General features: G+C 71.3%; 8 protein-coding genes. 5 read left to right on the top strand and 3 right to left on the bottom strand.

The annotated features are described in order from the left end of the window. Positions 1-79: 79 nt before the first annotated feature. The gene (locus ACWGI8_RS29980) at positions 80-1,222 is read left to right on the top strand and encodes an AI-2E family transporter (RefSeq protein ID WP_453665617.1); all 1,143 of its coding nucleotides are present in this window, start codon (positions 80-82) and stop codon (positions 1,220-1,222) included. On the opposite strand, the gene ACWGI8_RS29985 is transcribed toward ACWGI8_RS29980, so the two are convergent. Next, complete coding sequence (locus ACWGI8_RS29985) at positions 1,126-3,321, bottom strand: SpoIIE family protein phosphatase (protein WP_453665619.1); 2,196 nt, start codon at positions 3,319-3,321, stop codon at positions 1,126-1,128. The two genes, ACWGI8_RS29980 and ACWGI8_RS29985, sit on opposite strands and share 97 nt — an antisense overlap. Before the next feature lie 245 nt (positions 3,322-3,566). Between ACWGI8_RS29985 and aspS the strand changes: the two genes are divergently transcribed. Next, complete coding sequence (gene aspS, locus ACWGI8_RS29990) at positions 3,567-5,384, top strand: aspartate--tRNA ligase (protein WP_453665621.1); 1,818 nt, start codon at positions 3,567-3,569, stop codon at positions 5,382-5,384. A gap of 246 nt (positions 5,385-5,630) precedes the next feature. After that, a complete protein-coding gene (locus ACWGI8_RS29995) occupies positions 5,631-6,407 on the top strand; it encodes a hypothetical protein (RefSeq protein ID WP_453665622.1) in 777 nt (258 codons plus the stop codon). 238 nt (positions 6,408-6,645) lie between these two features. On the opposite strand, the gene metG is transcribed toward ACWGI8_RS29995, so the two are convergent. Then, on the bottom strand, positions 6,646-8,262 hold the full coding sequence (metG, locus tag ACWGI8_RS30000) for a methionine--tRNA ligase (protein WP_453665624.1): 1,617 nt from the start codon (positions 8,260-8,262) through the stop codon (positions 6,646-6,648). A gap of 101 nt (positions 8,263-8,363) precedes the next feature. Here metG and ACWGI8_RS30005 point away from each other — a divergent pair, with 101 nt between their 5' ends. After that, the gene (locus tag ACWGI8_RS30005; RefSeq protein ID WP_453665626.1) at positions 8,364-9,020 is read left to right on the top strand and encodes a response regulator transcription factor; all 657 of its coding nucleotides are present in this window, start codon (positions 8,364-8,366) and stop codon (positions 9,018-9,020) included. Further along, positions 9,017-10,183 (top strand): sensor histidine kinase, encoded by a 1,167-nt coding sequence (locus ACWGI8_RS30010; protein WP_453665628.1) that lies wholly within the window; start codon positions 9,017-9,019, stop codon positions 10,181-10,183. Before ACWGI8_RS30005 ends, ACWGI8_RS30010 begins: the two co-directional genes overlap by 4 nt. Here ACWGI8_RS30010 and ACWGI8_RS30015 read toward each other — a convergent pair. Further along, a partial coding sequence (locus ACWGI8_RS30015) for a VWA domain-containing protein (RefSeq protein ID WP_453665629.1) occupies positions 10,180-11,021 on the bottom strand: 842 nt, incomplete at its 5' end. The two genes, ACWGI8_RS30010 and ACWGI8_RS30015, sit on opposite strands and share 4 nt — an antisense overlap.

Below are 11,021 nucleotides of genomic sequence, written 5' to 3' on the forward strand. Positions count from 1 at the left end.
GCAACTCACCTGATGGGGCGTCACCCGTCCGGCCCGGACGGGCGCGCCGCCGCGCACCGCGCATGATCGACTGGGGGCCGTGCCCCCGTCGCAGCCCACGCCCACGCGCCCGCCGCTCCTCCCCGAACCCGTGAAGCGGGTCGCGGCCTGGTGTGTCGTCGCGCTCCTCGTGGCCGGCGTCGCCGCGGTCGGCGTATGGCTGATCATCGTCTTCAAGACCGCCGTCACGCCCGTACTGCTCGCCCTGCTCGGTACGGCCCTGCTCCGGCCGCTGTACCGGCGGCTCGTCAAGATGAAGGTGCAGCGGTCCCTGGCCGCCGGGCTGACCTGCGCCGCCGTGGTCGCCGTCGTCGGCGGGGCCATGTACATCGTGGTCAGCGCGCTGATCGAGAGCGGTGACCAGATCATCGCCTCGCTCCGACAGGCCGCCCGGGATCTCACCGAGCACTTCGGCGCCGCCGGGACCTCGCTGGACGATCTGGCGGCCAACTCCAAGGACCTGCTCACCAAGTTCGGCGGGACGGCCGCCACGGGGGTGATCTCAGGGCTCAGCGTCGTCGGCGAGTTGATCGCGATCGCCGTCCTCGCCCTGCTGCTGATCTTCTTCTTCCTCCGGGACTCCGACCGCGCGGTCGGCGCCCTGCGCTCCCTCGCTCCCCGTTCCACCGGAGACGTCGTGGAGGCGATGGGGCGACGGGCCTTCGAGGCCGTCGAGGGCTTCATGCGAGGGACGACGTTCATCGCGCTGATCGACGCCATCTGCATCACCGTCGGTCTGCTGATCCTCCGCGTCCCCGGCGCGGTCGGGCTCGGCGCCCTCGTCTTCGTCTTCGCGTACATCCCGTACCTGGGGGCCTTCATCTCCGGCTCGCTCGCCGTTCTCGTCGCGCTCGCCGACCGGGGGTTCGTGATCGCGCTCTGGGCGCTCGGGGTGGTCCTCGCCGTACAGGTCCTGGAGGGGCACGTCCTGCAGCCGATGATCCAGAGCCGTACCGTCCAGATGCATCCGGCGGTCGTCATGCTGGCGATCACGGCAGGCGCCGGGATCGCCGGGATCCTCGGGATGCTGCTGGCCGTGCCCCTGACCGCCGCCGCGTTCGGCGTGATCGGCGTGCTGCGGGGGCGCTACGAACCGGTCGGCGAGCCCACGGAGGGGCCGGCCGAAGGCCCGGCGGGCGGTGGCGGCTCGCCGGGAGCCCCCTCCGCGGCACCCGGCTCGTAGAGCTCGAACCAGATCGACTTGCCCTCGCCCCGCGGATCCACTCCCCACAGGTCCGCGAGCATCTCCATCAGCACCAGCCCCCGCCCGGACGACGCCCATTCGCCGGGCCGCCGCTTGTGCGGCAGCTCGTCGCTCGCGTCGGAGACCTCCACCCGCAGGCGCCGGCCGCCGTGCTCGCCCGCCGCCTCCGCCACCATCAGCGCGTCGCCGTCGGTGTGGATGAGCACGTTGGTGACCATCTCGGAGACCATCAGCACCGCCGAGTCGACCTGCTCCTCGTCCGTCCAGTCGTGCAGCAGGTCGCGCATCTGCTGCCGGGCGATCGCGAGCCGTTCCGGCTCCGCCTGGGCGACGGTGAGGACGGTACGGCGCGGGGCCCGGCGGGGCGGCCTGCCGTGCCGGGACAGCAGCAGCACCGCGATGTCGTCCTCGCGCCGGTCGGCGAGCGGCCCGGTCGTGTAGTGCGAGGCCGGACCGTGAACGGCCTGGACGAGGGCGTCGGCGAGCTTCTCCAGCTCCGGCGATTCACCCTCGCTGCGGTGCTCCTCCAGCACGGCCCGGATCCGCTCCCAGCCGCTCTGCAGGTCGTGGCCGCCGGTCTCCAGCAGGCCGTCCGTGCACATCATGATCGTCTCGCCGGGTTCGAGCGAGATCCGCGTCGTCGGATAGTCCGAGTCCGGGTCGATGCCGAGCGGCAGTCCACCGGCCGTGGGCCGCAGGATGACCGTGCCGTCGGCCATCCGGATCGCCGGGTCCGGGTGCCCGGCGCGCGCGATGTCGAGGGTGCCGGTCGCCGGGTCGCACTCCAGATAGAGGCAGGTCGCGAAGCGCGGTCCGCTGTACGGGCCGATGCGTCCGACCACGTCGCCGTCGTCGTACGCCTCGCTCTCCGCGTAGTCGTGCAGCCCGACCAGGAAGCGCGATGCCCGCGAGAGCACGGCGTCGGGGCGGTGCCCCTCGGAGGCGTACGCCCGCAGGGCGATCCGCAGCTGCCCCATCAGTCCGGCCGCCCGTACGTCATGGCCCTGCACGTCGCCGATGATCAGCGCGATGCGCCCGGTCGGCAACGGGATCAGGTCGTACCAGTCGCCGCCCACCTGCAGCCCGCCGCCGGTCGGGACGTACCGCGCGGCCACCGCCATCCCCGGGATGCCCGGCCCCAGGTTCGGCATCATCGAGCGCTGCAGACCGCGCGACAGCTCCCGCTCGCTCTCGGCGGCGCCGGCCCGGGCGAGGGCCTGCGCCAGCATCCGCGCGACCGTGGTGAGCACGGACCGCTCGTCGGGTGTGAAGGTCACCGGATGACGGAAGGCCGCCATCCAGGCGCCCATGGTGCGGCCTGCGACGATCAGCGGGAGGAAGGCCCAGGAGTGGCGGCCGAAGCGCTTGATGACCGGCCAGACGACGGGGTAGCGGCTGCGGTACTCCTCGGGGGTCGGGATGTAGAGGGCCCGGCCGGTACGGATGACCTCGGCGGCCGGATACTCGGTGTCCAGCGGCATGTCGGCGAACGGGCGGCCGGCGGCCGGGTCGTACCCGTGCTGGCCGAGGACCTTCAGCCGGCCGCCCTCGGCCCCGAAGACGACGAGACCGTCCGGCGAGAAGCCGGGCATCGACAGGGAGGCCGCGACCCGCAGCACCTCCGCCGTGGACCGGGCCTCGGCCAGCGCCCGCCCGGCGTCCAGCAGGAACGCCTCGCGGGAGCGGCGCCAGTCGCCGGTGATGGGGGTGCGGGCGCTGGTGCCGGGCTGCGGCTCCACGACCTCCTGGAGCGTGCCGATCAAGTAGTAGTCGTCGCCCTCGCCGACGGGCCTGGAGCGGCTGCGTACGGTGCGCAGCACCCGGCCCTCCTCGTCGACGATCCGCATCCGGGTCTCGGCGAGGGTCCCCTCGGCGACGGCGAGCCGGACGATACCGCTGACCTCGTTCCAGTCGACCGGGTGGAAGCGGGCGCGCACGGCGGACACGCTGAAGGTGCCGGGTCCTTCGGGCAGCCCGAGCAGCCGGGCGGCTTCCGCGTCGAGGGTGACGGTCCCGGATACGTTGTCCCAGCGCCACAGGCCGGTCGCGATCGCGGCCAGGACGTCCTCGGTGCGCATTTTCCTACTGTATTCACGATGCGCCCACCTTGACCCGCTGGGTATCCCGCGGCCCCGGCCCGCGCTCCAGGGGGCCGCCATCGCGCAGGCCACCGCGCGGGCCGCCGCGCAATGCCGCCGCGCAATGCCGCCGCGCAATGCCGCCGCGTAATGCTGCCGCGTAATACGGAAAGGGGATCGTGAGCCGGACGGTAACCTGGGTGGGTCTGCCCACATCCCCCATCGCGAAGACTGGATGAACGACGATGCATCGGTACAGGTCCCACACCTGCGGCGAGCTCCGCGCCTCTGACGTCGGCACCGACGTGCGGCTGAGCGGCTGGCTGCACAATCGCCGAGACCTGGGCGGCATCCTCTTCATCGATCTCCGCGACCACTACGGTCTGGTCCAGCTCGTCGCCCGCCCCGGCACCGCGGCCAACGAGGCGCTCGGCCGCCTCACCAAGGAGTCCGTCGTCCGCATCGACGGCAAGGTCTCCGCCCGTGGCGCCGACAACGTCAACCCGGACCTGCCGACCGGCGAGATCGAGATCGAGGTCACCGCCGTCGAGGTGCTCGGCGCCTCCGCCCAGGTGCCCTTCACGATCAACACGGACGACGGCGTCAACGAGGAGCGGCGCCTCGAGTACCGCTTCCTGGACCTGCGCCGCGAGCGCATGCACCGCAACATCATGCTGCGCACCGCCGTGATCTCCGCCATCCGGCACAAGATGACCGCGCTCGGCTTCAACGAGATGGCGACCCCGATCCTCACCGCGAGTTCCCCCGAGGGCGCCCGTGACTTCCTGGTGCCGTCCCGCCTCAACCCGGGCAAGTTCTACGCGCTGCCGCAGGCCCCGCAGCAGTTCAAGCAGCTGCTGATGATCGCGGGCTTCGACCGCTACTTCCAGATCGCTCCCTGCTTCCGCGACGAGGACGCCCGCGCCGACCGCTCGCCGGGCGAGTTCTACCAGCTCGACATCGAGATGAGCTTCGTCGAGCAGGAGGACGTCTTCCAGCCGGTCGAGAAGCTGATGACCGAGCTGTTCGAGGAGTTCGGCAACGGCCGCCACGTCACCTCCCCGTTCCCGCGGATCCCGTTCCGCGAGGCGATGCTGAAGTACGGCTCCGACAAGCCGGACCTGCGCGCCCAGCTGGAGCTCGTCGACATCACCGACGTCTTCGAGGGCTCCGAGTTCAAGGCCTTCGCGGGCAAGCACGTCCGCGCCCTTCCGGTGCCGGCCGTCCAGGACCAGCCGCGGAAGTTCTTCGACCAGCTCGGCGAGTACGCGATCGAGCAGGGCGCCAAGGGCCTCGCCTGGGTGCGCGTGGGCGACGACGGCGCGCTGTCCGGCCCGATCGCCAAGTTCCTCACCGAGGAGAACGTCAAGGTCCTCACCGAGCGCCTCGGCCTGGCTCCCGGCCACGCGGTGTTCTTCGGCGCTGGGGGTACCGCCCAGGGCGGAGCCTCTGGGGGAGACTTCGAAGAGGTCTCCAAGATCATGGGTGCGGTGCGGGTCGAGGCCGCGCGCCGTGCGGGCCACTTCGAGGAGAACGTCTTCCGGTTCTGCTGGATCGTCGACTTCCCGATGTACGAGCGGGACGCGGAGACCGGCAAGATCGACTTCTCGCACAACCCGTTCTCCATGCCGCAGGGCGGCCTGGAGGCCCTGGAGACCCAGGACCCGCTGGACATCCTCGGCTGGCAGTACGACATCGTCTGCAACGGCGTCGAGCTCTCCTCCGGCGCGATCCGGAACCACGAGCCCGAGATCATGTTCAAGGCGTTCGAGATCGCGGGCTACGACCGCGAGACCGTGGAGCAGGAGTTCTCCGGAATGCTCCGCGCCTTCCAGTTCGGCGCCCCGCCGCACGGTGGCATCGCCCCGGGCGTCGACCGCATCGTGATGCTGCTGGCCGACGAGCCGAACATCCGCGAGACGATCGCCTTCCCGCTGAACCAGAACGCACAGGACCTGCTGATGGGCGCGCCCGCGGAGGTCGAGGACGCCCGCCTCAAGGAGCTCCACATCAGCGTCTACAAGGGGCAGGCGAAGCCGACGCCGTACAAGCCCACCAAGTGAGGCCATAGACCCCACGGCCGTACGCGCGGGGCCCGGAACCGCTGAGGTTCCGGGCCCCGCGCGCGTTCTCCGGCAGGTTCTCCTGCGCTGCGCGTCGTCCGGCGCGCCATCTGACGCGTTCTCGGGTAATTCGTGCTCCTTACGAGTCGTTCGCGCCGCGTCGGCCGTCGGCCGTCCGCCCGAACGGGAAGGGAGGGCAGGGACCGGTGACGTACCGCCGGTGTCGGACGACGAGAGGACCGCGGAGTGCTGAGCACCGTACTGACCAGAACAGTGGCGGCACGGACGGCCGTCGGACTGCTGGCCGCCGGACTGCTGCTGGGGGGCTGCGGGAAGCCCGCCGCGCCGTCGCCCGCCTCTCCCGCCCCCGGCCCGCCCCGCGCGCAGACCGCCAAGGGGAAGGCCGTGCGGGAGCACGCGCCGCCCGCGCAGATCCCGGGCCTCGGCTCGCGGACGCGCGACCGCATCCCGGACGACACCGACCAGGCCCTCGTCGTGACCGGGGCAGGACCGGACTCCAGCCGCTCGACGGCCGTCCTGTACGAGCGCGACCCGGTGAAGGGCTGGCAGGCCGCCTCCAGCTCCTGGCCGGCCCACAACGCCCTCAAGGGCTGGACCGACGAGCACTGGGCCGGGGACAACCGCTCGCCCATCGGGGTCTTCGGGCTCACCGACGCGGGCGGCCGGCTGCCCGATCCGGGCACGAGGCTCCCGTACCACGAGACCTCCCTGTTCAACGCCGAGGGCACCGGTTTCATGGGGGAGCCGCTGGAGGGCTCCTTCGACTACGTCGTCGCCATCAACTACAACCGCACGGTGGGTACGTCCCCGCTCTACGACGACGACCCCCGTCCCCTGGGCTGGGACCGGGGCGGCGGGGTCTGGCTCCACGTCGACCACAAGGGCCCCACGCAGGCGTGCGTGTCGCTCGGGCTGGAGCAGATGCGGAGTCTGCTGCTGTGGCTGGACCCGGACAAGAAGCCGGTGGTGGTGATGGGGGACGCGGCGTCGCTGTCGCGGTGAGCGACGACAAGGGGCCCGGAACCGTAACGGCTCCGGGCCCCTCCGACCACGTACGCGGGCGCGTCACGCGGTCTCGGTCCTACCTGGCTCCTCCAGGCGCGGACTGCGTTTTTCGGGGGGCGACCCCCGAACCTCCGCATGTTGCCGCGCCGAGCAAGTCCTTCTTCGGCTCCTCCAGGCGCGGACTGCGTTTTTCGGGGGGCGACCCCCGAACCCCCGCATGTTCCCGCGCTGAGCCCTAGTCCTTCTTCGGCTCCTCCAGGCGCGGGAACAGCACCGCGCCCTTCGTCACCGTCGAGCCGGCCGGGAGCCGGCCCCAGTCCGCCGCGTCCTGGACGCGCTGGTCCGCCAGGGCGCCCAGCGTCGCCTGCGCACCCAGCGAGTCCCACAGCCGCTGCGAGGTGTCCGGCATGACCGGGTTCAGCAGGACCGCCACGGCCCGCAGGGACTCGGCCGCCGTGTAGAGGATGGTCGCGAGGCGAGCCCTGCCCTCATCCGATTCGTCCTTGGCGACCTTCCACGGCTCCTGCTCCGTGATGTAGCCGTTGACCTGCTTCACGAAGTCGAAGATCGCCAGGATGCCGCCCTGGAAGTCCAGCTCCTCGCCGATCCTCCGGTCGGCCTCGGCCACGGCCTTCGCCAGGCCCTCCTGGACCGCCTTCTCCGCCTCGCCGGCCGCCGTCGCCTCCGGCAGCGCACCGCCGAAGTACTTGCCCACCATCGCGGCGACGCGCGACGCCAGGTTGCCGTAGTCGTTGGCGAGCTCGCTCGTGTAGCGGGCGGTGAAGTCCTCCCACGAGAACGAGCCGTCCTGGCCGAACGCGATCGCGCGCAGGAAGTACCAGCGGTACGCGTCCACGCCGAAGTGCGAGGTCAGGTCCTGCGGCTTGATGCCCGTCAGGTTCGACTTCGACATCTTCTCGCCGCCGACCATCAGCCAGCCGTTGGCCGCGACCCTGCCGGGCACCGGCAGGCCCTGCGCCATCAGCATGGCGGGCCAGATGATCGCGTGGAAGCGGAGGATGTCCTTGCCGATCAGGTGCACGTTCGCCGGGAAGGTCTCCTCGAACTTCGCCGGGTTCTCGTTGTAGCCGACCGCCGTCGCGTAGTTCAGCAGGGCGTCGATCCACACGTAGATGATGTGCTTCTCGTCCCACGGCACCTTGATGCCCCAGTCGAACGTCGACCGGGAGATCGACAGGTCCTGCAGGCCCTGCTTCACGAAGTTCACGACCTCGTTGCGGGCGGACTCGGGCTGGATGAAGCGGGGGTTCGACTCGTAGAACTCCACCAGCTTCGGGCCGTACTCGCTGAGCTTGAAGAAGTAGTTCTCCTCCTTGAGGATCTCCACCGGCTTCTTGTGCACGGGGCACAGCTTCTGCCCGGCGTACTCGCCCTCGCCGTCCAGCAGATCGCCGGGGAGCTTGTACTCCTCACAGCCCACGCAGTACGGGCCTTCGTACCCGCCCTTGTAGATCTCGCCCTTGTCGTACAGGTCCTGCACGAACTCCTGGACGCGGTCGGTGTGCCGCTTCTCCGTCGTACGGATGAAGTCGTCGTTCGCGATCTCCAGGTGCTCCCAGAGGGGCTTCCAGGCCTCCTCCACGAGCTTGTCGCACCACTCCTGCGGGGTGACGCCGTTCGCCTCCGCGGTGCGCATGACCTTCTGACCGTGCTCGTCCGTGCCGGTGAGGTACCACACCTTCTCGCCGCGCTGACGGTGCCAGCGCGTGAGCACGTCGCCTGCGACGGTCGTGTAGGCGTGGCCCAGGTGAGGAGCGTCGTTGACGTAGTAAATGGGGGTCGAGACGTAGAACGCCTTCGTCCCCTGCTTCTCGGATCCAGTGGCCGCCATGGTCGAAATCCTAACGGCCGCCGGAAGATCGACTCACACCCATAACGGGCGCCCACCCGGCCGAGACGTCTCCGAAACGTCCGCTGCTGTAGAAACACGGCATGCGGGTACTGGTTGCCGAGGACGAAGAGACACTTGCGGAACTGGTCGCCACCGGGCTGCGGCGGGCAGGCTTCGCCGTCGACACCGTGTACAGCGGCGACGCCGCGCTCGAGTATCTGGGGCTGCACGACTACGACGTCGTCGTCCTCGACCGCGATCTGCCGCGGGTGCACGGGGACGAGGTGGCGCGTTCACTGGTCGCCGGCGCGTCCCGGACCCGGATCCTGATGCTGACGGCGGCCGCGTCGACGGAGGACCGGGTGGAGGGGCTCGATCTCGGGGCCGACGACTATCTGGCCAAGCCGTTCGACTTCCCCGAGCTCGTGTCGCGGGTGCGGGCGCTGCGGCGGCGCAGCGCCCGGCCGCCGGTGCCGCCGCTGCTGGAGCGGTGCGGGGTGCGGCTCGACAGTGTGCGCAGGACCGCGGAGCGGGACGGGCGGGAGCTGGACCTCTCACCGAAGGAGTTCTCCGTGCTGCAGATCCTGCTGGAGGCGGACGGGGCGACGGTGTCGGCGGAGGAACTGCTGGAGCGGGCGTGGGACGCGCACACGGACCCGTTCACGGGGGCGGTGCGGGTGTGCATGAGCAAGCTGCGGGGGAAGCTGGGGGAGCCCGGGCTGATCCGCACGGTGCAGGGTGTGGGGTACGTGCTGTGACCTCGTACCCCGGCGCCGGTTCGTATCTCGGGCCCGGCTCCACGATCCGTACGCGGATCGCGATGGTCTACGGCGCGGTCTTCCTGGTCCTCGGAGCGTGCCTGCTCGCGATCGTGAACCTGCTGTCGCGGGCCGGTACGCGGGACGAGGCGGCGGCGATCGCCCTGCGGGAGACACGGGTGCTGGAGCCGGTCACCGTGTACCGGCTGACCGACAACGTGTCCGACGCGGCCTCGCAGCAGATGCTGATGTGGTCGTCGTTCGCGCTGCTGGCGACGGCGGCGTGCGCGGTGTTCGTCGGATGGTGGATGGCGGGGCGCGTCCTGCGTCCCGTGCACGAGATGACCGCGAAGGCGCGGCGGCTGTCGGAGCACACGCTGGTGGGGGTCCCCCCGGGCGGAGCCTGGGGGAGGATCGCGGTGCGTGGTCCCGACGACGAGCTGAAGGAGCTCGGCGACACGATCGACGCGCTGCTGGCGCGGCTGGAGAAGGCGTTCGACAGCCAGCGGAGGTTCGTCGCGAACGCGTCGCACGAGCTGCGGACACCGCTCGCGACGCAGCGCGCGGCGATCCAGGTGGGTCTGGACGAGTCCGCGTCGGCGGAGGAACTGGCCGCGGTGAAGCAGGTGCTGCTGGACAGCAACCGGCGCAGTGAGCGGCTGATCGAGGGGCTGCTGGTGCTGGCGCGCAGCGAGCGGGGACTGGAGAAGAAGGAGGACGTCGACCTCGCGGAGGTCGCCGGGGAGGAGTGCGAGCGGTACGGAGTCGCCGTCCGGGCCTCGCGGGGTGACGTGGTCCGCGGGAACCGGCAGCTGCTGGCCCAGCTGGTGCGGAACCTCGTGGCGAACGCGGTGACGTACAACGTGCCGGGCGGGGCCGTGGAGGTACGGGTGGACGGCGGTGTCCTGGTGGTCGCGAACACCGGGCCGGTGATCGCCGCTGCGGACGTCCGCGCTCTTTTCGAGCCGTTCCGGCGGGGCGAGGGGCGGGACCGGATGGGGCCGGGGGCGGGGCTCGGCCTCTCCATCGTGCGATCCATCGCCTCGGCGCACGGCGGGACGGTGGAGGCGGAGCCGGGTGCGGAGGGCGGGCTCGTGGTGCGCGTGAGCCTGCCCTCCGCCGTCCCTGGCGGGGATCCTGACGGGGACCCTGGCGGGGTCTAGCCGTTGCGGCTGTTCAGCCACTCCGGGAAGGCGCCGAGAAGCCCCGCGTACAGCTCGTCGTCGGTGAGCTCACGGGGGTCGGGGCCGGCGTGGAAGAAGGCGGCGTTGTCGGCCTGGAGCTTCCGGAGGAAGTCGAAGCCCTTGGCGTCGTACTCGCCGAATGCCACGAACTGCCAGAAGAACGGCTTCCCGGCGGTGTCGGCGAGGGCCTGCTTGGCCGGCTGCTTGGCGTCGGGCGCGCCGTCGGTCTGGAAGACGACCAGGGCGGGGCCTTCGGAGCCGGACTTCTCGTAGTGCTCGACGACCTCCTCGACGGCCCGGTGGTAGCTGGTCCGCCCCATGTGTCCGAGCCCGGCGTGCAGCTCGTCCACGCGGCCCTCGTAGTCGTCGAGGCCGAGGTCCCCGGTCCCGTCGATGTCGGTCGAGAAGAACACGACGTGCACGGACGCGGCCTCGTCGAGGTGCGCGGCGAGTGCGAGCGTCTGCTCACCGAGCTGCTGGGCGCTGCCGTCCTTGTAGTAGGGCCGCATCGACCCGGACCGGTCCAGCACGAGATACACCCGCGCCCGGGCCCCGGCCGCACCCGCGCCCTTCAGCGCGGTCCCGGCCGCCTTGTACGCCCCGACCAGCCCGGCGGCGCGAGCCTTGACGCGGGCGAGGGAGTGGGCGGGCTTTCCGGCGGTGTCGCTTGCGGTGTCGCTCGCGGTGTCGCTCACGGCGGGCGCGGTGGGTACGGCGTCGGCCTCCGGCTGGGGGGCGTCGGCGGTGTCGTCCGCCGTCGCCGTGGCCGTGGCTGCGGCGGGGACCGGCTCCGCCGGCTCGTCGGCGCTCACGGTCG

The organism is Streptomyces sp. NPDC054841 (assembly GCF_053611045.1).

Coding starts and splice junctions, on each gene's coding strand:
- ACWGI8_RS29985 (WP_453665619.1), bottom strand. CDS start 3,321: ATGCGCACCGAGGACGTCCTGGCCGCGATCGCGACCGGCCTGTGGCGC.
- ACWGI8_RS30005 (WP_453665626.1), top strand. CDS start 8,364: ATGCGGGTACTGGTTGCCGAGGACGAAGAGACACTTGCGGAACTGGTC.
- metG (WP_453665624.1), bottom strand. CDS start 8,262: ATGGCGGCCACTGGATCCGAGAAGCAGGGGACGAAGGCGTTCTACGTC.
- aspS (WP_453665621.1), top strand. CDS start 3,567: ATGCATCGGTACAGGTCCCACACCTGCGGCGAGCTCCGCGCCTCTGAC.